This is a genomic window from Rhodococcus sp. 15-725-2-2b (assembly GCF_002259075.1).
GTDB lineage: Bacteria > Actinomycetota > Actinomycetes > Mycobacteriales > Mycobacteriaceae > Rhodococcoides.
Window position 1 is genome coordinate 44,292 of the sequence record NZ_NPFL01000006.1, and the last position, 22,164, is coordinate 66,455.

At 64.0% G+C, this 22,164-nt stretch carries 25 protein-coding genes; 10 read left to right on the forward strand and 15 right to left on the reverse strand.

Annotation, left to right across the window (positions count from 1 at the left end):
* Nucleotides 1-23: 23 nt before the first annotated feature.
* Entirely contained in the window at nucleotides 24-506 is a 483-nt protein-coding gene (locus CH306_RS05975; protein ID WP_256981061.1) for a hypothetical protein, read from the forward strand.
* Nucleotides 507-513: 7 nt separating this feature from the next.
* On the opposite strand, the gene CH306_RS05980 is transcribed toward CH306_RS05975, so the two are convergent.
* Entirely contained in the window at nucleotides 514-894 is a 381-nt protein-coding gene (locus CH306_RS05980) for a VOC family protein (protein ID WP_094646005.1), read from the reverse strand.
* A gap of 102 nt (nucleotides 895-996) precedes the next feature.
* Here CH306_RS05980 and CH306_RS05985 point away from each other — a divergent pair, with 102 nt between their 5' ends.
* The 6 genes from CH306_RS05985 to CH306_RS06010 all read left to right on the forward strand — a co-directional run bounded on the left by CH306_RS05985 (nucleotide 997) and on the right by CH306_RS06010 (nucleotide 6,327).
* Nucleotides 997-2,049, forward strand: coding sequence for a YihY/virulence factor BrkB family protein (locus CH306_RS05985; RefSeq protein WP_032397217.1), 1,053 nt, complete (start codon nucleotides 997-999; stop codon nucleotides 2,047-2,049).
* A gap of 58 nt (nucleotides 2,050-2,107) precedes the next feature.
* Nucleotides 2,108-3,085, forward strand: a complete 978-nt coding sequence (locus tag CH306_RS05990) for a bile acid:sodium symporter family protein (RefSeq protein WP_094646006.1) — start codon at nucleotides 2,108-2,110, stop codon at nucleotides 3,083-3,085.
* A gap of 172 nt (nucleotides 3,086-3,257) precedes the next feature.
* The gene (locus CH306_RS05995; protein WP_094646007.1) at nucleotides 3,258-4,238 is read left to right on the forward strand and encodes an SDR family oxidoreductase; all 981 of its coding nucleotides are present in this window, start codon (nucleotides 3,258-3,260) and stop codon (nucleotides 4,236-4,238) included.
* Entirely contained in the window at nucleotides 4,235-5,020 is a 786-nt protein-coding gene (locus CH306_RS06000; protein ID WP_094646008.1) for an SDR family NAD(P)-dependent oxidoreductase, read from the forward strand. Before CH306_RS05995 ends, CH306_RS06000 begins: the two co-directional genes overlap by 4 nt.
* A gap of 57 nt (nucleotides 5,021-5,077) precedes the next feature.
* Nucleotides 5,078-5,794, forward strand: coding sequence for a TetR family transcriptional regulator (locus CH306_RS06005; RefSeq protein ID WP_094646009.1), 717 nt, complete (start codon nucleotides 5,078-5,080; stop codon nucleotides 5,792-5,794).
* Between the two features lie 89 nt (nucleotides 5,795-5,883).
* Nucleotides 5,884-6,327: a GNAT family N-acetyltransferase gene (locus tag CH306_RS06010; protein ID WP_094646010.1), complete on the forward strand. Its 444-nt coding sequence runs from the start codon at nucleotides 5,884-5,886 to the stop codon at nucleotides 6,325-6,327.
* A 13-nt stretch (nucleotides 6,328-6,340) separates the two neighbouring features.
* On the opposite strand, the gene CH306_RS06015 is transcribed toward CH306_RS06010, so the two are convergent.
* The 4 genes from CH306_RS06015 to CH306_RS06030 all read right to left on the reverse strand — a co-directional run bounded on the left by CH306_RS06015 (nucleotide 6,341) and on the right by CH306_RS06030 (nucleotide 10,687).
* Nucleotides 6,341-7,084: an EAL domain-containing protein gene (locus CH306_RS06015; RefSeq protein ID WP_176459100.1), complete on the reverse strand. Its 744-nt coding sequence runs from the start codon at nucleotides 7,082-7,084 to the stop codon at nucleotides 6,341-6,343.
* Between the two features lie 45 nt (nucleotides 7,085-7,129).
* Nucleotides 7,130-8,422, reverse strand: a complete 1,293-nt coding sequence (locus CH306_RS06020) for a lipase family protein (RefSeq protein WP_256981062.1) — start codon at nucleotides 8,420-8,422, stop codon at nucleotides 7,130-7,132.
* 21 nt (nucleotides 8,423-8,443) lie between these two features.
* A complete protein-coding gene (locus CH306_RS06025; protein WP_094646011.1) occupies nucleotides 8,444-10,033 on the reverse strand; it encodes a GMC oxidoreductase in 1,590 nt (529 codons plus the stop codon).
* A gap of 102 nt (nucleotides 10,034-10,135) precedes the next feature.
* Nucleotides 10,136-10,687: a TetR/AcrR family transcriptional regulator gene (locus tag CH306_RS06030; RefSeq protein WP_256981063.1), complete on the reverse strand. Its 552-nt coding sequence runs from the start codon at nucleotides 10,685-10,687 to the stop codon at nucleotides 10,136-10,138.
* A 95-nt stretch (nucleotides 10,688-10,782) separates the two neighbouring features.
* Here CH306_RS06030 and CH306_RS06035 point away from each other — a divergent pair, with 95 nt between their 5' ends.
* Nucleotides 10,783-12,087 (forward strand): carboxylesterase family protein, encoded by a 1,305-nt coding sequence (locus tag CH306_RS06035; RefSeq protein ID WP_256981064.1) that lies wholly within the window; start codon nucleotides 10,783-10,785, stop codon nucleotides 12,085-12,087.
* Between the two features lie 22 nt (nucleotides 12,088-12,109).
* Here the strand turns inward: CH306_RS06035 and CH306_RS06040 are convergent, their stop codons facing one another.
* The 4 genes from CH306_RS06040 to CH306_RS06055 are packed head-to-tail and all read right to left on the reverse strand — an operon-like array spanning nucleotide 12,110 to nucleotide 15,037.
* On the reverse strand, nucleotides 12,110-12,490 hold the full coding sequence (locus CH306_RS06040) for a hypothetical protein (RefSeq protein WP_094646012.1): 381 nt from the start codon (nucleotides 12,488-12,490) through the stop codon (nucleotides 12,110-12,112).
* 11 nt (nucleotides 12,491-12,501) lie between these two features.
* Nucleotides 12,502-13,644: an NAD(P)/FAD-dependent oxidoreductase gene (locus CH306_RS06045; RefSeq protein ID WP_094646013.1), complete on the reverse strand. Its 1,143-nt coding sequence runs from the start codon at nucleotides 13,642-13,644 to the stop codon at nucleotides 12,502-12,504.
* Nucleotides 13,641-13,838 carry a ferredoxin gene (locus CH306_RS06050; protein WP_094646014.1) on the reverse strand — a complete coding sequence of 66 codons (198 nt, stop codon included), beginning with the start codon at nucleotides 13,836-13,838 and terminating at the stop codon, nucleotides 13,641-13,643. The genes CH306_RS06045 and CH306_RS06050 overlap by 4 nt, the downstream gene beginning before the upstream one ends.
* A complete protein-coding gene (locus tag CH306_RS06055; RefSeq protein ID WP_094646400.1) occupies nucleotides 13,835-15,037 on the reverse strand; it encodes a cytochrome P450 in 1,203 nt (400 codons plus the stop codon). The genes CH306_RS06050 and CH306_RS06055 overlap by 4 nt, the downstream gene beginning before the upstream one ends.
* A gap of 158 nt (nucleotides 15,038-15,195) precedes the next feature.
* Here CH306_RS06055 and CH306_RS06060 point away from each other — a divergent pair, with 158 nt between their 5' ends.
* Nucleotides 15,196-15,864, forward strand: coding sequence for a TetR/AcrR family transcriptional regulator (locus CH306_RS06060; RefSeq protein WP_094630495.1), 669 nt, complete (start codon nucleotides 15,196-15,198; stop codon nucleotides 15,862-15,864).
* A 10-nt stretch (nucleotides 15,865-15,874) separates the two neighbouring features.
* Here the strand turns inward: CH306_RS06060 and CH306_RS06065 are convergent, their stop codons facing one another.
* The 3 genes from CH306_RS06065 to CH306_RS06070 form a co-directional block, all read right to left on the reverse strand.
* Nucleotides 15,875-16,087 carry a hypothetical protein gene (locus tag CH306_RS06065; RefSeq protein WP_032405338.1) on the reverse strand — a complete coding sequence of 71 codons (213 nt, stop codon included), beginning with the start codon at nucleotides 16,085-16,087 and terminating at the stop codon, nucleotides 15,875-15,877.
* 4 nt (nucleotides 16,088-16,091) lie between these two features.
* Nucleotides 16,092-16,235, reverse strand: coding sequence for a hypothetical protein (locus tag CH306_RS28990; RefSeq protein ID WP_179272789.1), 144 nt, complete (start codon nucleotides 16,233-16,235; stop codon nucleotides 16,092-16,094).
* A gap of 520 nt (nucleotides 16,236-16,755) precedes the next feature.
* Nucleotides 16,756-17,517, reverse strand: a complete 762-nt coding sequence (locus CH306_RS06070) for a lysophospholipid acyltransferase family protein (protein ID WP_094646015.1) — start codon at nucleotides 17,515-17,517, stop codon at nucleotides 16,756-16,758.
* Between the two features lie 158 nt (nucleotides 17,518-17,675).
* Between CH306_RS06070 and CH306_RS06075 the strand changes: the two genes are divergently transcribed.
* Nucleotides 17,676-18,590, forward strand: coding sequence for an alpha/beta fold hydrolase (locus CH306_RS06075; protein ID WP_094646016.1), 915 nt, complete (start codon nucleotides 17,676-17,678; stop codon nucleotides 18,588-18,590).
* A 70-nt stretch (nucleotides 18,591-18,660) separates the two neighbouring features.
* Here the strand turns inward: CH306_RS06075 and CH306_RS06080 are convergent, their stop codons facing one another.
* From CH306_RS06080 to CH306_RS06090, 3 genes are read right to left on the reverse strand one after another with little or no spacing between them, the layout of a single operon-like run.
* Nucleotides 18,661-20,451: an FAD-dependent monooxygenase gene (locus tag CH306_RS06080; RefSeq protein ID WP_094646017.1), complete on the reverse strand. Its 1,791-nt coding sequence runs from the start codon at nucleotides 20,449-20,451 to the stop codon at nucleotides 18,661-18,663.
* Complete coding sequence (locus CH306_RS06085) at nucleotides 20,448-21,374, reverse strand: fumarylacetoacetate hydrolase family protein (RefSeq protein ID WP_094646018.1); 927 nt, start codon at nucleotides 21,372-21,374, stop codon at nucleotides 20,448-20,450. Before CH306_RS06085 ends, CH306_RS06080 begins: the two co-directional genes overlap by 4 nt.
* A 40-nt stretch (nucleotides 21,375-21,414) precedes the next feature.
* Entirely contained in the window at nucleotides 21,415-22,050 is a 636-nt protein-coding gene (locus CH306_RS06090) for a VOC family protein (RefSeq protein ID WP_032397229.1), read from the reverse strand.
* Nucleotides 22,051-22,164: the final 114 nt, after the last annotated feature.

Sequence of the window (22,164 nt, forward strand, 5' to 3'; positions counted from 1 at the left end):
CCGGCAGGTAAGGGAGGAACAAGGTGTATCCGGGATGGGACTACATGCGGAGCGACAGCTTGGTGTGGCGACTACCCATGTACGCGGGGACAATTGGCCCTGAAGGCAATCCAGCGTTCGAGCCACCTGTTGCGTGGACACGCGCGCTCGAGGCCGTGGCACGGGACCTGGAGTGCCTGCGGTTCGGGCGTGAAGTCAACCTGCGCCCACTCGTATGGGAGTTCGAGATCACCCCCCAATACTGCGTGATAATCGGGTGGGCCGGAGCCAAGGGCATCGGAGGTTTCGGCCGAGGCGACGGTATGTCGATGGATTCGACCTACCCCGACGCCGCCGTATGGGTGGCCGAGACAGTACAAACGGAGTTGGGCGGATACGAATTCGTGCAGTGGCCGAGCCACGGCAAGCACTTACTGAAGCCGTCCGCCCACTCGAACGTTGCGCGATGGATAGATCCGCACGACAACACCGTGGTGGCCGATATCGGATCTCTCTGCCTTCCCTGAGGAGTTTTCACACAGGGCTGAGTCGTGTTCGCAGCAAACAGAATTCGTTACCTTCGGGATCGGCGAGCACGTGCCACGACTCCTGGCCGGTCTGACCGATGTCCACTCGTCGTGCGCCGAGCGCGAGAAGTCGTTCCAATTCGGCGTCCTGATCCCGATCGGTTGCGCTGACGTCGATATGCAAGCGAGGCTTCGCCTTTTCGGGATTCTCGTTACGACTGAGGATGATGGTCGGCTGCGCCCCTCCGAACCCGTCGCGCGCACCGATCTCCACGGAACCGTCGTCCTCCCTGTCCAATACGACGAAGCCCAACACCTCGCACCAGAACGTGGCCAAGGCCTCGGGATCGCGACAATCGAGTACGAGTTCACTGATTCGACATGCCATGGGCGCGAATCTACACCTGGCACAGGGTCGAAAAGCGCGTTGACGGTGGACCTCCGCCGAACACCTTTGTTTTCATAGGAATTGCCCGGGTATGCGCCCTTGATGCCCGATTCAGCGACATCACCCGCACCGACCGAAGCAGACCCCGACGACCCCCGTAAGGCGGATTCACCTGCGGATCTGACCAAGCCGTCCTGGATCTACGTACTGAAGAAGACCGCCCGTGAGTTCTCCCGCGACCAGTGCACCGACCTCGCAGCCGCGCTGACCTACTACGCCGTCCTCTCGCTCTTCCCCGCGATCCTGGCCATCGTGTCGTTGCTGGGCGTGTTCGGTCAAGGGCAGGCCACGGTCGACGGAGTACTGCAGATCGTCGGCGATCTCGGACCCCAATCGGCGGTCGACACCCTGCGCGAGCCGATCGAACAGCTCGTCCAGGCACCTACCGCGGGCTTTGCGTTGATCATCGGTATCGCCGGTGCGCTGTGGTCTGCGTCCGGCTACGTCGGCGCATTCGGCCGCGCGATGAACCGCATGTACGAGGTGGACGAGGGCAGGCCCATCTGGAAGCTGCGTCCGGTGATGCTTCTGGTCACGCTCGTCGCTCTCGTACTCATCGCACTCGCCGCCGTCATGCTGGCGATCAGTGGGCCCGTAGCGAAAGCTGTGGGCGACGCCGTCGGACTCGGTGATACCACTTTGACGATCTGGAACATCGCGCGCTGGCCGCTGGTCCTGATCGTTGTGGTACTTGCGGTGGCGATCCTGTACTACGCAACACCGAATGTGCAGCAGCCCAAGTTCAAATGGATCAGTTCCGGTGCCGCCGTCGGCATCATTGTGTGGATTCTGGCCACCGTCGCGTTCGGCTTCTACGTCGCGAACTTCTCCAGCTACAACAAGACCTACGGATCCCTCGCTGGAGCCATCGTGTTCCTGCTGTGGCTCTGGATCACCAACTTGGCCTTGCTGTTCGGAGCCGAGCTGGACTCCGAACTCGAACGTGGCCGTCAACTCCAGGCAGGCATCGTCGCCGAGAAGCGCCTGCAGCTGCCGCCCCGGGACACCCGCGTCTCGGACAAGAACGACGAGAAGGATGCGCAGGCCGTGGAGCAGGGTCGCGCACTTCGGGAGCAACACAACCCGGAACAGTGAGCTCAGCGAAAGAGCTAGACTTCGCGACGCCGTGCCCAACCACCTTTGGAGTCTCCACATGCCCCAGCTGAAGACCGTCAGCGAATTCACCGGCAAGTGGTTCGCCCTGATCGTCGTGGCCGCAGGAGCGCTGGCCCTGATCACTCCCGACACGTTCAGCGGCGGCACACCGGCCGTTCCGTGGCTGCTGTCGATCATCATGCTCGGCATGGGAATGACGTTGCGGCTCTCCGACTTCGCTGTCGTCGCCCGGCGACCGTGGGCACTGTTGCTCGGGGTCGCCGCGCAGTTCATCGCGATGCCGCTCCTCGGACTCGGCATTGCCAACGCACTCGGACTGTCGGCGGCACTGACCGCAGGCATGGTGTTGGTCGGCTCCGCACCGGGCGGTACCGCATCCAACGTGATGGTCTATCTGGCCAAAGGCGATACCGCACTGTCGGTGGCGATGACGTCGGTGTCCACCCTGCTCGCACCGATACTCACGCCGCTGCTGGTGCTCTGGCTCGCCGGTGAGTATCTGCCGGTCGACGCCGGTGGACTGTTCGTCTCGATCCTGCAGATCGTGCTGGTACCAGTTGTGCTGGGAGTTGTTCTGCGCCTGCTGTTTCCGGCGATCATCGACCGCATGCTCGACGCCCTGCCGCTCATTTCCGTCGCCGGAATCACCGCCGTTGTCGTCCTCGTGGTGGCCGCCAGCGCCCCGACTTTGCTGTCCATCGGCGCTCTCATCGTCGTGGCCGTGGTTCTGCACAATTCGCTCGGACTCGCGGTGGGGTACGCCATCGGCAAGGCGTGCGGACTCGATGTCGCCAGCCGACGCGCGATCAGCATCGAGGTGGGTATGCAGAACTCCGGCCTGGCCGCAGCACTCGCGTCGGTCCATTTCAGTCCCGCGGCGGCTCTGCCCGCCGCCATCTTCTCCGTGTGGCACAACGTCTCCGGCTCACTTCTGGCCAGCTACTGGTCCAGGCGATCGATCGAACCGCGGCCGGCCGAGCGCACGCCGGAGTCGACACGTATGACGACCGAGTAGAACCCGCACGCTGGATTTCGACACAGAATCCGGTGCAGCCGACCGCGCTGAGCGCGGTCGGTTGCACCGGATTTTTCGGTTCTGCTCCGCACCTTCCTTGCGTTATCTGCATTCATTATGCAATATATGCATTATGCTCGGTGTCCGCCGAGCTCGACGTCGAGGAGGCCCCATGATCACAGTGACCAGCGCCGCGGGTGGTGTCGGCCGCTTGCTCGTTCGACAGCTCGCTGCGCAGAACGTGCCGGTTCGGGCGGTGGTCAAGAACACGACGCAAGCCGAGACCACGCGCGGGGACGGAGCCATCGAGGTCGTCGTGGGTGATCTCCGATCTCAGGACACGCTCCATACCGCCCTGGCAGGGACCGACGTCCTCTACCACGCTGCACCGACGCAGATCATCGACGAGAAGCCGATCATCGATCACCTGATCGCAGTGGGACCGGCAAGCGGATTGCAGCACATAGTTTTTCATTCCGTGATCCATCCGAACCTGCACCAACTGACGCACCATCACCAGAAGGACATCGCCGAAGGGATGCTGCGCGACTGCGGAATTCCCACCACGGTGCTCAGACCGTCGCACTACATGCAGAACTACTTGGAAGTGTGGGAATTTCTGCAGGCCGGAGTGATGCCCTACCCGGTTTCTCCGGACAGCGTCATGGGCGTTGTCGACGTAGCCGACGTGGCCGAAGCCGCCGCGAACATCCTGATCGACCCATCGCCGCACAAGGGTCGCGTCTACGACCTGTCCACCGTGGAACTCACGCGTCACGAGATGGCAGAGATCTGGTCCGATGTGCTCGGCCACAAGGTGACTGCTCTTCGAATCCCGCCGTCGTCGCTGACGAACTCACTGACGGTGCTGCCTGCGCTTGCCCCGGTCATCGGACATGCGTTGGTCTCGACCAAACTGAAATCCATCGGCCACCTCGTTCGTGGTGCCAAGGCTGCGTCCAACCCGCGTGACATGAAGAACTGGCCCGCCGACGCACGCACGGCGTACCGAACGATGATGACCCACTACGACGGCTACGGCCTACCGGCAGGAGACCTGAAGGTTCTTCCGACGCTGCTCGGCCGTGCTCCCACATCGTACGAACAGTTCGCACGGCGTTCGGCCGCTGAGCTCGGGCGGTCGGACCGATGATCCGCCGAGGGCCCCACTACCGTCCCGGCCGGTCGTTGGTCACCGGCGCGAGTTCCGGAATCGGTGCCGAATTCGCCCGAGCGCTGGCGGCACGAGGATCCGATCTCGTACTCGTCGCACGACGAGAAGAGCGACTGACCGCTCTGGAGGAGGAGCTCGAGCAGAAGCACGGAATCCGTTGCCGCACAGTGGCCTGGGACCTGTCGGAAAAGTCGAGCGGACGCCGACTGCGCGAGCTGGTGCCCGAGCGGGTCGATCTCGTCGTCAACAATGCAGGGTTCGCCGTACAGGGACCGTTCGCGGACGGCGATGCCGACGACTTCGAGCGCCTCGTCGCCGTCGACATCCGCGCGGTCGTCGACATCTGTTCGGCGTTCCTGCCGGACATGATCGACCGCAGGGACGGGACCATCGTCAACGTGGCCAGCACGACTGCGTTCCAGCCCGTTCCGTCGCTCGCGGTGTATGCGGCCGCCAAAGCATTCGTTCTGAGCTTCAGCCAGTCCCTGTGGTACGAGTCTGCGAAGAACGGAGTCAGGGTGTTCGCACTCAATCCCGGGCCGACCCACACCGAATTCTTCGACGTCATCGGAGACTCCGCCGCAGCGACCGGTACCTACCAAACACCGAACGAAGTCGTGGACACTGCCATGCGCGCACTCGACGCCAGAAGGTCTCGGCCGCAGGTGATCTCGGGCCGACGAAATACTGTTCAGGCCATCGCGGCGGGTCTGGTCCCCGCGCGAATTCTGTTGCCCGCCCTCGCGCGCATGCTTCACTAGTACGGTTCCGGACGCGGCGTTCTCCCGACTCTCCCACCGAAATGTAGTGTCACGAACATGGCCAGGGTCTCCAGATTCACACTCGCCGATCGGCAGGAAGCGGTCGCGCGCGCCTTCGGCGGTGCCGAAAGCCCAGCGAGCGTGGCGACCTCGCTGGGTATCCACACCACCACGCTCTATCGCTGGGCCGGATCGTCGACCACCGACGAGCCCGGGCCCGCAGCGGCCCGACTGATCGAGGCCACCCAGGAGCTGTTGCGTCACGCCGACTACTCGGACATCACGATCGAAAGCGTTGCTGCCCGATGCGGTCTCGCACCGAGAACGGCGTTCCACCACTTCCCCACCAAACGTGAGCTGTTCCAAGCGGCGGTCGACGACGCCGCCACCGTACTGATCGGCCGCATTCACGAGGGCTCGATCACCGCGACGTGGCCCGACTCGCCCCTCGAGCAATTGCAGACGTTTCTACACATCGCGGCAGCGAGCATCTACGACACCCCGCGTACCCATGTGCTGTTCCGCAATCTCGGAGTACCGAGATCCGAGGGCTCGGCAGAACGCTGGCACGACAGCTTCGTCGATGCGATCGCACAACTACTGAGGGCCGCGGCGGAAGCACGACAGATTCGCAGCGACACGGACATCGTCGCGACCGCGCATCTCCTCACCGGAGCCATGCGAGGGATTCACACAGCAGTATTCGAGGGCACGGACCCTGCCACCGCATTGAGCCTCGTCGACAGGGTTCACTTGATGGTCCCACCGCGCTGACATCGGATACGAGTCGATACCGGTCGACGTGGGAGAATCGCCCGATCCATCAGCGCGCCAGCTCCGCACCCCTCCACGAATGGACCACAGTGTCGAATCTTCACCATGCACCGCTTGCGGGCGTGACCCCGAATACCCTCTATCGCATCATGGCGCTTCGGGTCGCGGTGTTCGTCCACGAGCAGAAGATCGTCGACGAGGCGGAACTCGATGGCGCGGACCTACTTCCGACGACGGAGTTGTTCTGGATCCAGGACGACCACGGCGAGGTGTTGGCCACTCTTCGCGTCCTCGTCGACGACACGGTTCACATCGGACGGGTCGCGACCGCAGCTCATGCGCGCGGTAGCGGCTACGCAGGCGAACTCGTCGATGCCGCACTGACGGCCCACCCCGGGGTAGTCGAAATCTCCGCGCAAGCGCACCTCGAGAAATGGTACGAGCGCTTCGGATTCGTTCGAGTGGGAGAGCAGTACCTGGAAGCGGGAATCCCGCACGTGAAGATGCTCACCCGGGATGCAGACCCCCGATAGATCACGCGGACGACTACGGCTGCGCAGGGCGGCCCAGTCGGTAGCCCTGCAGCAAGTCCGCCCCGATCGACATGGCCGCCGCGAGGTCCTCGTCGGTCTCCACACCCTCGAACACGCATCGGGCGCTGGTCTTGCGCGCGAACTCGAGCACCAGTTCCGCCAAAGCCAGCTTCGCCCGATTCGCCCTCATCTCGTGGACGACGAAGGCATCGAGTTTGACGATCTCGGGTTCGAGCAGGACGAGATGCCGCATTCCCGCGTACCCCGATCCCAGATCGTCGACCGCCACGGCCACCCCGCCGCGTCGAAGCTCGGCCAGGACGGACACCACCGCGTCCTCGTCGACGAGGGCGGCATGCTCGGTGATCTCGACAACCAATGGCCGACGTCGCCCGACATCGAGCAGTACGTCGACCAGAGCCGAGTCGACCAACAGCGTTGCAGCGCTGAGATTCACCGCAACGAAAGGCCCACTCGGCAGACGAACGGATTCCTCCAGTGCTCTGACCGCCGCCGACCTGTCGAGCGCAGGACCCAAGCCACAGTGCGCAGCATCGGCAAACCATGCTTCGGTGTCACCGCCGCCGGCCGGAAAACGAGAAAGAGCCTCGTATCCCTCGATCGCACCGTCATCGGCTCGAACGATCGGCTGAAAGACGATCTGCGGACCACCGCACGCAATCACGGCCTCCACCCGACGCCTCGCACGCAACAGTGTCGAATGCAGCGGCGTCGAGGCACCTCTAGTCGACGACACGGGTCGTCGAATACATCGGAGAAAGCAGTTCGGCCGCGACCTCGATCAGTCGACGCTGCATGCTGCCAGAGGAAGATCGGCGAATCGGTCCATCAGGAACTGGGCAGCCTCGCCGCCGTAGCCGTCGATCAGCTGCGGACCGAAGTGGTTGGGCAACACCGCACCCTGCAGGATCGGCGGCAACGAATTGGTTCGGAACTCCACCCGGGCACCGAGCGCACACCAGTCGTACGCCAGTTGCCTGGCCTGGCCGTACGGCACCGTGTCGTCATTTATTCCGCTGGTGATCATCACCGGAGCATTCGGCGTACTGCGGCCGATTCGTTGCTCGTCGAAGATCGCCCCGGCCTGCGGGATCCCACGCAGGTTCTCCAACATGGACTTTCCGTCCTTCGTCAGCGTCTCCGTGCGCAGGAACGGGTGCTCGAGAATCGTGTCGCCGATGCATTCCGTCGACAGCTCGTTCAGCACCGCCTTGCCCTGATCGGTGAGTCGCTCGTCGATGAGCGGGCGCAGACTCGGGTCACGTTCGACGAATCCGTTGAGGGCATAACCGATCACACCACCGATAAGTGTTCCGTCGACGGTCTTCAACACCTCGAGCAGATCGGCCGTCGGAGCCCCGGCCCACGTCCCCTTCAGATTCAGCTCCGGCGCGTACTCGCCGGCGAGTTCCGCGGCGGCCGCGGCAGCCCCACCGCCCTGCGAGTAACCCCAGATGCCGATCGGTGCATTCGCGTCGCCGCCCAATTCGACTGCAGCCCGAGCACCGTCGAGAACTGCGTGCGCCTCCTCCACCCTGTTCACGTACGTGTGTAGGCCAGGAGTCCCCAATCCGATGTAGTCGGTGACGAACACGTTCGCCCCCATCGACCCCCACAGAGTCGACGACAGCAGTTCCTGATTGAACGAGATCGACAGTGGTTGTGTCACAGCGTTGATGGAGGTGGGAAACGCTCTCGACGGGGCACATTGATCGCCCTGCCCGACGGTTCCCGGGGCGACGACGATCGTCGGTCGCGGGCCTGCTCCACGCCAGGGCACCTCGGTCTCGACGAACGTGCCCGACACTGCCACCGGCGTATCGTCCTGCGTACGCGAGGTGTACAACACCCGCTGCGCCTGGGCCGGATACGAGCCGTCGTTGCCCGGCAGTGCAGCGAACAACGACATCGGCTGGGTTCGATCGACGGATCCAGGGCTGTCGGTCGGCTGGGCAGGCGGGACGTAGAAGTCGCCGACGGGATCGGCGTGCGCGGCCGAGGCACCGAGTGCGGTCACCGAGGACGCGAGTACAGCGGTGACGACAACACCGATCATGCTGCGATACAGATGCATTGGGCTCTTTCTGCTGAGGGGTCAGACAATCGTGCCGAGGTCGCGGGCGACGATGTTGTCCAGCGCTCGTTCGGCCAGCGCCGCGATCGTCATGGACGGGTTGCAGGCCGCAGTGTTGCCCGGCATCAACGCACCGTCGAGAACGTACAGTCCGCGTTGACCGTGAACACGGCCGTCGAGGTCGCACACCGGGCCCATGTTCGCCCCGCCCAACGGATGCCAGGTGGAGGGGAACACGGCATTGGTATCGGTGAGGATGCTGCCCGAACCTGCAATGCGACGCACCGTCGGATCGATGGAACCGTCCTGAATGACGGAGTCGCCGTTGACCGGCCAGTACAGCTGGGCTCGATCGCGCGTGGAATCGTAGGCGAAGTGGCCGCGACCGTCACTGACTCCGTAGCCGACGATCATCGTGCTGTGGGCATCCACACCCAACGGCGGAATGGATGCCTGAATGACCGTGTGCGCGGTGCGCGGATCGTCCCAGTTCAAGCTGCCGAACACCACCGGACCGCCCTGCGGCGTACCGAACTGCTGCTCGATACTCGACCACACGTAGATGCGATCGGCATTGGTACCCCAGCCCTGCCCGAGCTGGTCCGGTAGATCCGGGATGGCACCGGTGGCCCCGGCGCGGACCAGCAGCTTGGTGGTGTTCAGACTGCCTGCGGCCATGATCAGCGCACCGGTGGTGAGTATCTTGTTCTCCAACACCGTTCCGTCGGAATCGATTCGGTCGACATGGACTGTCCAGCGACCGTTGGTGGCGCGCTCGACGTGCGTGACGTTGTGCTGCGTTGCCACGGTGGCCAGCCCGGTTGCCTCGGCAGCGGCGATGTAGGTGACGTCGACGGAATGCTTGCCGCCGTTGTTCACTCCGAATGCGCCCGCACCGTTGGTGTACGACGGCTTCATCACCCCGCGGGTTTCGTCGAGGGCGTAGTTCCAGTCGATCGGCATCGGAATCTTCGACACAGGCAGACCCGCCCGCCGCGCACTGTCCGCGAACACCCGTGCCGCTCGATAATTGGGCGTTGCGATCAACTCGTCAGGGGCCTGCGCGAGCTGCAGCATCCGCGCGACGCGGGGGTAGTGAACCGCGTTCAACGTGGCCCAGTCGAGGTCGATCGGAAAGTGAGTCTCGAAGACGGCCTGCGAGGGCTGCAGCGTCATTCCCTGGTAGATCAGCGACCCGCCGCCCACTCCGGCTGCACACAGAGCGGTCATGTTGTCGCCTGAGACTGCCTCGAGCAGGCCGACGTACGGATCGAACGGAACCGGTCTCCCGAACAGGTTCGGGCTGGAGCCGTACCAGAGCATCCGCTTGTCCGGCGCGGTCGCGTTGGGGAAGGTATCGGCATTCGGCCCTGTGGGCCAACGCCTTCCGCGTTCGAGCACCAGAACCGGGATGCCTGCCTCCGCCAAGCGCAGCGCCGCGACACCGCCCCCGAACCCCGATCCGATGACGATTACGCGATGGTCCTCGCGGGTGAGCGGAATCCGGGTCCTGGCGCGGGTGCCCGCATGGGCTACGCCGGTCCCCGCCACTACAGCCAGACCGGCAACCGCAGTAGCGCCCAGAAATGACCGACGGTTCAGATTCGACACGTTCCCCCCACGCTCGCTGACGTGCACGCATCGAGACTCGGGTCACATGTACGTGCGGTGCCAAACTAGACAGAGTGAGGCTTGGGTGTCAAGTTTTCGATGCTAAGCAAAGGGCAGGACCGGAATCAACCACCGTTCGAGGTAGCGCCGCAAACCGTCGTCGTCGTGAATGGACGGGTCGTCGAACAGGATCACCGACAGCCCCACCCGCACGATGGCGCCGTCGATGCCGTGGAACTGCGTGGAATCGAAGCCCGGATTGCGCTCGATGTAACCGTCGAGAAACTGGCGTACCACCGGTTGTGCGCGATCCATCATGTCCGGGTCGAACAGTGGGTTCGCGTTGCCCGAGCGCAACAAGGAGTTCAGAACCGGTTCGCGCCGAATGAGATTGCGCGCAGCGACCACGGTCTCGACGATGAACTCCGTCGGAGTTTCCGCCTGATCGGCCTTCTCCGTGATACCGCCCAGCACGTCCACGATCAGTCCCACCATCGCCTCGGAGACCATGTCCTCGCGGGTGGTGAAGATCGAATAGACAGTCTGACGCGTGACGCCCGCAGCGCGCGCCGCCGCAGCGATCGTGACACCCTCGAAGCCGGTCTCGGCGATCAACCCGAGGGTGGCATCGAGAATCTTCTGCTTGGACCGCACCGTCCGAGTATGACGGCAACCCGGCGTTGCGGCCGCATCCGATGACGAGCCGAAGACGATAAGCTCGGTCCTGTTCATCGAATGGGGGTTCACACGTGAGCGACGAGACGACGGCCGGGGCAACACTGCGCACGATCACCGGCACCACCAGCGGAGACCTCGAAGCAGTCGAATTCGACGGGCTGATCCACGCCCGGGGAATTCCCTATGCCACCGCCACGCGATTTCGTCGGCCCGAACCGATCGACACCCCGGATACGACGCGCGATGCCACCCGCCGCGGACCGGTCTGCATTCAACTGCCGTCCCGGATAGACAATGTCACGGGCCCGATGGTCGACGGGCTCGAACAGAGCGAGGACTGCCTCGTGTTGTCGGTGACCGCTCCCTCTGTGGCGGAGGGACTTCCGGTGATGGTGTGGCTGCACGGCGGCGGCTACGTCTCCGGCGGCGGGGAAGCCGAGAGATACGACGCCGACCACCTCGTTCGGGAGGGCGTCGTGGTGGTCAGTGTCACCTTCCGGCTCGGTGGATTCGGTTACCTGACCCCGAAAGGCTCAGGGGACAGCAACATCGGGGTGGAGGATCAGATCGCAGCACTGCGCTGGGTGTCGATCAACATCGCTCGATTCGGTGGTGACCCGCGCAACGTGACGTTGTTCGGTCAGTCTGCGGGCGGCGATGCCGTCCTCGCGCTGATGGCGTGCGAGTCGGCTGCAGGGTTGTTCTCGAGGGCAATCGTGCAGAGCGCGCCCTTAGGGTTGCGATCGGGCCGTTCGGCTCTGTACGACACAGCCCGAAAGGCTTTCGCAGCGCACTTTCGTACCGACCCGGCCACCGCTCCCGCGTCGGATGTGCTCGATGCGGAGCGTGCCGTGACGCGTGCCGTGCGCAGGTTCGGTGCCGCAGGCGGAATGCCGTTCGGGCCGGTTGCTCACCTCGAGCCCCTGGCCGGTGACCCCGACGCCGCCCTACGCAGAACTGCTCCTGGCGTCGAACTTCTGATCGGTCACACCAGAGACGATGCTTCACCGTTCGTGGACGTCGTATCGAACATGTTGTGGCTGAACAGGTTCGGTATCGTCAGTTCGGTACTGACCGCTCCGGTCGTCCGTCTCGTCACCAACCTGTTGTTCGGCGTCGACGGCATGGTGAAGATGTGGCACCGCGCCGGTGGTCAGGTCGCGTCGTACCGAATCGACTGGGCACCGAAGGGCGCACCCTTGGGAGCCTGCCACAGCATCGATTTGCCGTTGCTGTTCGGTGACGCGTGGTGGGACGCACCGATGTTGGCCGGCCATGCTCCGCCGGAGGCATTGGCCGCCAAGGTACGGCGGACATGGGCCGCGTTCGCCAAAGAAGGAGTGTCCGGGCTACCTGGGCGCTCCATGGTGTTCTGACCGGGCCCACCCTCTCCGACTTTCAGAGCTGCGTTTCGGCGAGCACACCGGCAACGACGAAGCCTCCGGCAATGGCGCAGCCGGCCACTCGGGTGCGGCGCGGAAGGTACGCGGTCAAGGCGAATGCACCGGTGTCCCATACGTCGACGGCCACCCCGGCACGCAGCAGGGGGCGCACCAACTTCGGTGCGTACTTCGTGGCTGCGTACAGCCCACCACCGATGTAGATCTCTCGAATCCCGAAGGTGCGTGCGGCAGCTCGCGTGGTCGCCACTGCGGCGTCGGGACCGGCGAGGAGTTCGTTGGCCCGCGTGGGGGCGATCATGTGGGCGACGCCGATTGCGGCGCGGCCCAACCCGACGATCTCGGGAAGGCGTCGTACGAGTGTGGAGCCAGTAGCCATGAATACGTTCCTCAGGTAGTGGAGTGAGTGTTCTCGCGGGCCAGCCGCCGGAGCAGGCCGACGGGTTTCTTGATGCCGAAGGCCACGATGGTGGTACGGCCGTCGTCATGACTCCATTGCAGAAGGGCCGATCCCTCGTCCACGGACCCTTCGAGAACGGTCGGTTCTCCGTCGAGCGGAAGGGGGCCCACAACTTTGATGGACAGCCCGAGGATCTCGGTCCAGAAGTAGTCGTCGCTGGGTGCACACGCCGGGTCGAGGCCGAGCACGGACGCAGCCGCCACTTTGCCCTGCGCGACGGCGTTGGACCAGAACGGAGCTCGGGCCGACGCGTCACGGAAGTAGGTGACGTCCCCGGCGGCGAACACGTCGGGAGCGGTGGTGGCACACTGCTCGTCGATGGCGACGCCCCGAGCATCTGCGATCCCGGTGCCCTCCAACCAGTCCGTCTCGGGAAGATCGCCCGCGCAGGTGACCACGAGATCGGCTGTGCGCGTGCCGTCACCGAGTTCGATGCCGGTCACCGGATCCCCGGTCAGGCCCACCGGCCCGTCGGCCAGGACGAACTCGATCGACCATTCCTTCGCGCGCCGGGCGATCGCCTCGGACAGAAACGGCCCGAGGAGCCGCTGCAGCGGTGGATCGACATCGACGACGGTGACCTCGACACCGCGAGCGGCGCACGCGGTGGCAACTTCCAGACCGAGGAAGCCCGCGCCGACGACGATTGCGGTTCGAGCCTCGTCCAGCTTCGGACGCAGCGCCCGGACGTCGGCGAACGTCCGTAAGACGTTCTCGCCCATCTGATCCGGGCCGGCGATACGACGGGCCGACGCCCCGGTCGCCACGATGAGCGCGTCGTAGGCGACATCGGTGCCGTCGGCCGTGGTCACGGTGCGTCGATCGGTGTCGACCGATACGGCGCGATCGACGACGGCAGTGATGTCGAGATCGGACAGATCCCACGTTTCCGCCTCGGCCCCATCGCCTTTGAGCACGTGCTTCGACAGCGGCGGCCTGGCGTAGTAGCCGTCGGCGTCGGCACCGATCACGGTGAGTGCGCCGTCATGTCCTCGCGCGCGCACCTCACGGGCTGCGGTGCAGCCCGCGATGGAGTCTCCGACGATGACGATCCGACGTTCTGTGGTGCTCACTTGCTCTCTCGGAGCGCGGCCACCGGACAGACGCCGACGGCCGATCGTGCGGCAGCCTGTTGATCGTCCGGAATGTCGTTGTCGTCGAAGGCATAATGAAGCTCGCCCTCGTCATCGAGGCTGAAGACCTTCGGAGCTTGATCGGCACAGATTCCATGACCTTCACATCGATCCCAGTCGACGTCGATTCTCATTGCGGTGTCCCTTCTGCAGCCACCAATTTCAGCGGCAGGCGTTCGTATCGGTGAATGACGTTGTTGACGGCCCGTTTCGGTGTTCCCGAGGGGACGAATCTTTCGACCCTGCGCGCCAGTACCCGAAGCATGGTCTGCGCCTCGAGCCGAGCCAGACCCTGACCTGCACACCCGTGCACTCCGGATCCGAATCCGAGTTGCCGAGCGGCGTCACGGGTGACGTCGAATGCATCGGGGTTGTCCCACTCGCGTTCGTCCCGGTTTGCCGACGCGTAGATGACCAGCACGCGTGCACCTTTCGGGATTCGCGATCCATCGATCTCGACGTCGCGCACGGCCCGACGTGAGAACGCTCGGATGGGTGACTCGTATCGGACGACCTCGTTGACGGCGTTGGGGATCAGGTCCGGGTCCTGTCGGATGGCCTGCCATTGCTCGGGGTGGCGAGTGAACAGAGCGAGTGCGCCGGAGATCGCTCCGATCGTCGTATCGAGCGATGGGCCGAGGTAGTCGATCATCAATGCCGGACATGCGGACTTGCCGATCCTGTTCTCGTCGGCGGCTTTCAGCACGTCGTCGCCCATGCTCCCGGGGAGCACCGATCTCTGCCGCACCACCTTCTTGGAAAACGCGAGCATCTCGGTGGCGGCCTTCACGGCCGTGACGGAGTGACGATTGACGGGCCCGAGCGAGTCGAATGTTGCTCCAGCCCAGCGGAGAAGCTCCTCGCGACCGTCTTCGGGCCACCCCACGAGGTCGGGCACGACGGACATCGGCAACGCCGTGGCGAGATCGTCGACACCGTCGACGAACGTCTTGCTCAGGGCCGCATCGACGATGCTCTCCGCCTTCTCCTCCACTGCGGCCGACATCTTTCGCACGGCCTTCGGCGTCAAGCGGTGCGCGAGGACCGCACGCTTGGTCGCGTGCTCCTCACCGTCGCTGTTGAGCGTCGTGCCGCGTCCGAGCCTGTTGGCAACCGGATTGAGTGCGACTCCGTCGCCCGAAATGAAGGTCTCGTCGTCGAGCAGCACTGCCTTGCACTCTGCATAGCGTGAGATGGCGAACGCCTGCTGCCGTGGTAACCACACCACTGGGCCGAGCGCCCGGAGCCTCGCGTAATGCGGGTACGGATCGAGGATCGCATCGGTGGAGTAGATGTCGGTGCGGTACTCCGGGATCGTTGCGTTCGTTGTCATGGGGTCCTTCGCCAGGAAGAGTAAGTTCGCGCTGCCCAAACGGGTTATTGACGATATCGTCACCCATGACACAGCCGCCCGTCAAGCTTTTTGACGAATTCGTCATGATTCGAACGCGATAGGCTACCCTCACGCACACCGCAGAGCAGGAGCAGACCGTGACCGAAGGCAACCGCGTCGAGCGCCGCAAGGCACGCACCAGAGCCGCGCTGGTCCGCGCAGCTCAAGGGCTTCTCGCCAGCGGAAACACCAACGCACCGGTCCTCGAGATCACACAGGCAGCCGACGTCAGCAACGGATCGTTCTACAACTACTTCGAGAGCAAGGAAGAGCTGTGGCAAGCGGCCATCGACTCCGCCCTCGAATCGGCAGGTGACTATCTCGACTCGCTCACCGTCGACCTGGACGACCCGGTCGAAAAGTTCACCCAGTCCTTTCGATTGTCCGGACGGCTCTTCCGCCTCGAACCGGAACTGAGCCGTGTCCTGCTCAACTCCGAGGCCGCGGCGTTCGCCGCAGCCGGGGGCCTGGCCCCGCGTTCGCGTCGTGATATCGAATCAGCCGCCGCACAAGGACGATTCGATGTGGACGACGCGGATGTCGCACTTGCCATCGTGGCCGGTTCTCTGCTGTCGATGGGCCGACTGCTGCTCGCCCAACCCGAGCGCGACGAAGCGGCAACCGTGGACGGCACGACACAGCGCGTTCTACGGGCACTCGGAATCTCTGCAGACGAAGCCGAAATCCTCTGCAGCCGAGAACTTCCGACGTCGTACAGCGGCGGAGTTCACGCAGCGATCGACCCCTCGGGCCAGCCGATCACATAGCCGACCAGAGTCAGTCGTCCACGGCCCTGAGCGCGACGCTCAGCGCCTCTTGCGCCGATATGTCCGCGTCGATCGCACTGCGCAACTCGGCATCGTCGAGGTCGACCGACAACGGGACATCGGTGTCGGACTGTCCACGTAGATCGGCCAGTACGTGCTCCCGATCCTTTGCTCGCCGATAGTCGGCAAGGGCCTCGTCCTGCTTCTCTCGTGCGGTGGCCACGACGTCAGGCCCGGTGGTGTCGCGCGGGGACGTGTGCAGGCATCTCGACAGGCAACGGTGCGGCTCCGCGTTCGACCTCACGATCACTACCTCGCGTGCTCATCTTCATGAAGTTCTGCAGTTCGTCGTGGATAGGTGTGTCGGTCATGAGACTCGACCTTCTCGACCTACGTTGCGCAGGTCGGTTCGGTTTCGCTGAACCATTGTGTGCGCTGAACGAGCGGCGTGACACCGACCCTACGGCCTTTCCTCCAACTCGGTCCACGCTGCGCCGAACATCGTCGACCGGAACTCCGTTGCTATCGACGAGCGAGGGGCTCGGAGTCTACTGTCGTTAACACGTCGACTAGGTCGATCGCGAAGAAGCGGCAGTCGATGGCCGACCCTCCGTACACGGCGGACGGTAGCGGCGACTCGAACCTCGGCAAACCTTCCTACCGAGGACACATGCTGTTGGCCCGGCGCACGTGCGGCAGCGGCATTCGACGTACAGGATCGAGTCCAAGTGCTCACCTACAGTTTCAACCTCGATTACCGCGGCATATGCCCGATCTGTGAGCAGATCACGTTGGGAGAGAACGTCATCGATTCGCAGGCGGTCGGACCGACCAACAGCCGCATCTATGCCTTCTGTGACGCCTGCGGATGGGAAGGACCTGGCTGACGGCTCAGCCGATCACCGGCTTGCGGTCCTTCGTCAATTCGTCGAGCTCTGCCTGCATCGCCGAGTGAACTCGGTGCGCGAAATCCTCTGCGGACTCGTCGGGCTCGGGACGCATCGGCGCCAGAACCGACGTCTGAAGCTTCGTCGGTAGAGGTAGATACGGAAGCAACCCGACCACCCCCACATTCACGCCCCAGGGAATGGATACCGACAGCGGCAGCGTCTTGACCCGAAATGCCGTCTTGTCCAATCGGAGCGCCTTGGCGATACGACGTCCACTGCTGAGGACGAGGAGTGACTCACCCGCGCCCGCGGTCACGACCGGAACTATCGGCACCCCGGCTTCCATTGCGAGACGCGCGTAACCACTGCGTCCGGCGAAGACGATTTCGTTTCGGTGCCGCCACGACTTCAGCGCATCGAGGTCACCGCCCGGAAAGACCAGGACATTGTGCCCCTCTTCGAATGCGTCGAGAGCATTCTCTCGAGCGGCCGGCCGCGCGCCGAAGGGCTCGAGCAACTTTCCTGCACGCAGTGTCCACGCGATCTGGTGCGTCAACGCGATCACTTCCCTGGACAGGCCCAGATCGTCGTACGCTGCCGCGAACGCGAACACGTTCAGATCGATCACGCCCCCGAACCCGTGATTACACACGAACAACACCGGCTCATCGGGAACCGGTTGCGCGACGGACACTTCGAGGCGGTTGTAGAGACGGACCGCATTGATTCCCATGGCCCGAATCGCGCGAGGTACTTTGTGCATGCGCGCACTCTAGCGGGCGCCCACGCATTTCCGGGTTGGATCCATCGGAGTTCGGACCAGCCGGCGGCGACGAAGTGGCCCGCGAGCTCACGACGCGACGCACCGGAGCCTGGATCGAGTACTGCATCCGACGACACCCTCGACTAGAAAGTAGCGAAGTGACCGATTCCGAAATCCAACGATGGCAAGACATGAAGTGGAACAACCACACTCGTGACTTAGACGTGGACGGATCGCGTATCCACCTCGTCGACCTGAATCCGACCGCAGACGAGGTGGTGATCTTTCTGCACGGCATTTCGGCTAGCTGGCGCTGGTTCATCGAGATCCTGCCCGAGGTCGCGCGGTCGCGTCGAGCCATCGGCATCGACCTCCCAGGCTTCGGTGGCTCGCGATTCTCACGAGGGCACAGCAGCTTCGCCGCACTCGCCGACTCTGTCGCCGCAGCGTGCGCGAGCCTCGGTATCACGCGCGCAACGTTCGTCGGACACTCCATGGGTTCGATCGTGGCGACGCGGCTGGCGGCGGATCACCCCGGGCTGGTCGAGCGGCTCGTCGTCACCGGCGGACCGATCCTCTCGCTCACCGGCCTCACACGACGTCCGATCAGCACCATCCGTGATCAACCACGCGCGGTGGCGACCCTGTTGGCAGAGTTGGTCACGATCGGCCTCCCCATGCCGAACTGGTTGGCGCACAGGGCCGCACGATCACCCCTGCTCCTCAAGGCCGCCCTCGGACCGTTCGTGAACCGGACCGACCGACTCGACCCCGAGCTCATGGACCAGGTGATGTCCACACTGGGCGCACCCGGATCGTTCCCGGCGCTGCTGTCCACCGCATCCGCCGACCCGAGTGCCGGTCTGGACCGCATCACCTGCCCGACGCGGATAATTCGTGGACCGGGTGATCCCCTGTCGCCACCCACCGACGTTCAGCGGTTCCTCGACGCCGTTCCGACCGCCACCGCAGTCGAGATCGAGGGCACCGGACATTGGCCGCACATCGAGAAACCGACCGAGTTCCTGACCGAACTGACTGCCTTCCTGGACATTCCGACACAGCAGCGCTGACCGCTTCGTCGAGCACGACCGATGGTGCCCTGCCGAACGTAGGGCACCATCGGTTCGTGTCGCGCGAGGGCTACACGCCGGCGGACACCGCGAAGTAGTGCCCCCATTGCCGGCTCACGAACTCGCTCAGCTCCCGCCTGGCGTCCTCACCCGATGCCGATGAGCGCCAGGCGACATGACCGTCGGGCCGCACGAGCACCGCTCCGGTCTCACCCACCTCGTACAGTCCGATCAGCTCGTCCCGAGCGGCACCTGCCGGTAGTTCCGCAGAAATCAAGGTGACGCCGGGTCCGACCTTCTCGAGCTCGGACACCACGCTTGCCCACCTGTCGCCATCGAAAGTGAACAGCGACAGCGTGTTCGGGTCGAGTGTCTCGTGCACCGCCACCTGCGCACCACCCACCGAGACCATCGCGTGGGGGAGTCTTGCCCCCGGGTAGGTCGTGGGCAGGTAATCCACCACGTCTTCGGCTGGCTTTGCCGACGGGTCCCGTGCGATCAACGGACTGGCGTAGAGGTAACCGAACTGCAAGCCGATCGACACGAAATGCTCGACCTGAAGCGGGATGGCGTCGGCGATCTCGCGACGAAGCTGGGCGGACCCGGGTGCGTCGGGATCGACTTTGTGCGATCGCGCCATCTGCTTCCGGGTGGCAGCGGCAGCCAGTGGCGCGATCAACTTCCCCGGAACCTTGTTCAGCGGCGGCCGACCCACCACCTGAGTCGCTTTCGCCAACATCTTGTTGGTGATGCCCACCCTCTTCCCGATGTCGTCCATCCGGAAGTGGTTCGCCACACTCTGCTCGGCGAACTTCTCCACCACCGGACGACGCTCGGTCTCGTAGGTGTCCAACAGAGACGGGGACGCGCTGCCGGACAGAACGGCGTCGAGCTTCCAGGCCAGATTGTGGGCATCCTGAACACCCGAGTTCAGCCCGAAACCACCGGTGTGCGGAAACCTGTGCGCCGCATCGCCGAGCAGGAGCAGACGGCCACGACGGAACGCATCGGCGGTCTGCGATGTCATCACCCAGGTCCCGGTCGACTCCAGATCGAAGTCGTGGTCTCCCAACACCTTCGGCAGCGTGCGTGACCAGTACGCTCCACTGTCCTTGGCGATCTCCTGGTCGGGGTGCAGGTACGCCGTCATCAGAATGTATCGATGGTCGGCATGCGCGATCATCACTCCGCACAGGTCCGGCGTGTAGATCCAACTGAGCAGCGGCCGAGCATCATCGGGGAAGAGTGTCTTCGAGGTGAAGAAGGCACTGCCCATGTTCGCCAGGACAGGTCCGGTCAGTCCGACCCCGGTACCGTCTCGCGTCGCGCTGTTCGCACCATCGCATGCCAGCACGTACTCGGCCTCGATCTCGGCCACTCCGCTTGCGCAACGCCCACGCACACGTGCACCGGACGAGTCGGTGTCGACGGACTCGACAGCGCATCCGCGGCGAAACTCGATCAGCGGTTCGGCGTCGAGCGCATCCCACAGTGCCGGCATCAACAGATGCTGACCTATGTGCGAGACCAGGAACGGACTCTGACTCTCGACGATTGCCTTGCGCTCGGGGTCCGAGAGCAGGTCGATCGAACCGATGGCCTCGTCCGCGAGATTCCCGAACCAGCTGATGAGATTGACGGTCTCGTGCGGCGGCGACATCGCAGCGATCGAGCGCGCCAACTCGGAGCTGTATTCGTTCCAGATCTCGAGAGTGCGGGCGTTGATCACGTGCGCGGCGGGATGAAACAGCGGCGCGTTGCGGCGCTCGAGCACGACACTGCGAATCCCTCTGCGTGCCAACAGCAACGCGGCGGTACAACCGGCCGGTCCGGCTCCGACCACGGCGATCGGCACGGTCATCGGACCACCGTCTCCTGCATCCCCAGATCGATGGCTCCGTCGGCGGTCCTGATACCGGCAGTGATCACATCGTCGACCGAGAGGTAATCGGGATTCTTCGCCTGCCGGGCGAAGAAGAACTTCCACTTCAGCGCCGGCGGAATCAACTCACCGATCTTCTGCACGATCTTGGGCGGCGCGGAAATGGCGGTGCCGATCGGTGTTCCGGTGAGGAGTACGTCGCCGGCAGTCATGTTCTGGAAGCGGGCCAGCCTGGTGAGCGCCTCGGCCGGCGGAGTGATCAGGTCGTTGCCGATCGTCTGGTCCTGGCGCGTCTCGCCGTTGACCGCCAGCGTCATGTGCAGCTCGGGGATGCGGCGGAGCTCGTCGTTGTCCAACAGCACCAACCGAGGCCCCAACGGGGTGAACGTGGGATACGACTTGCTCTCGTACACCTGAACTTTCGTCAACTGGATCTCCCGCGCGGACACATCGTTCGCTACGATCACCCCGGCTACGTAATCCGAGAGGTTCTCGTCGGTGACCGTCGTACCGATGGGAATCTCGGCACCGACGACGATCCCCAGTTCGATCTCGTAGTCCAACAGCGCCACCTCGGGTGGCTGGCGGATGGGATCGAACGGACCACTGATCGACGCCGAGGACTTACGAAAGAACGTCGGCTGCAACGTGTTCGGATCGGAACCCGCATCGATCGCGTGCGACCGATAGTTGAGCAGCTGCGCCACCACCCGGCACGGTGTGGTGACCGGAGATACGAGCTCCAGCTCGTCGACACTCGACCCCGCACCCGACGCGCCGGTGATGGCCTCGCGGTCGGCAAGAAGTTCGCGGGTGGTCTCGGCCGTCGTCTCGATACGAATTGCACGGTCGCCGTCGAGGCGCCACCAACCGTCGATGGTCCGGACTACGTTGACTGACATGTGAGTCTCTATCCCCCTGGTTCGATCGAAATCGGCGCGGTCACAATGTTTTCGGTGTGATGGTCTTCTTGTTCGCGACCACCGGATGGCCCGGCCGAGTTCCGGCCTCGCGTCGGCGAAGCTCCTCGTGCGGCACGCCGTTGCGCAGCTGGCTGAGCAGGTAATCGGGGTCGATGTTGACGCCGATCGGGTTCTGGGCGAACTCCTCGGTGAAGAAGAACGCCGCGGTGTTCTCGGCGTCGAAGTTCTCGACCTGGAACTCGAGGCGCACCCCGTCGGGATCCTCGTAGTAGAGCGAGATCGTCGGTCCGTGATTGATCGACCAGACGGGGAGGATGCCCAACCGCTTGAGCCGCACGTAGTTCTCCAACAACCGCTCGAGCGAAACGAACGTCAACGCGATGTGATCGATCCCGTATGCCTTGCGCTTGAACTTGGAGAACGGGAAAAGGAACCTGACGGGCTTCGGAACGGCGATGATCGCCAGTCGATGCGACTCGTCGTCCCAGGTCAAGAACGTGATTCCCTCGTCCTGGTAGACGATCTCGGCACCGAACACCGCTCCGTACCAGCGCACCATCTCCTCGGTGCGAGCCGACTTGACCACCCAGTGGGCGATGAGATCGGGCGCAACCCTCGGCGCTTTCCGACTCCCTGCATCCTGCGTCGCACTCATCGAACGAGCCTTTCCTCGGGTCACCTGTTGTGACCTACGCTACGACCACTTTGACTGGCAGTCAAGAAATTGATCGACCGTCAGGAGAGATCGCGCCGCGTGGGCTAATGTCGG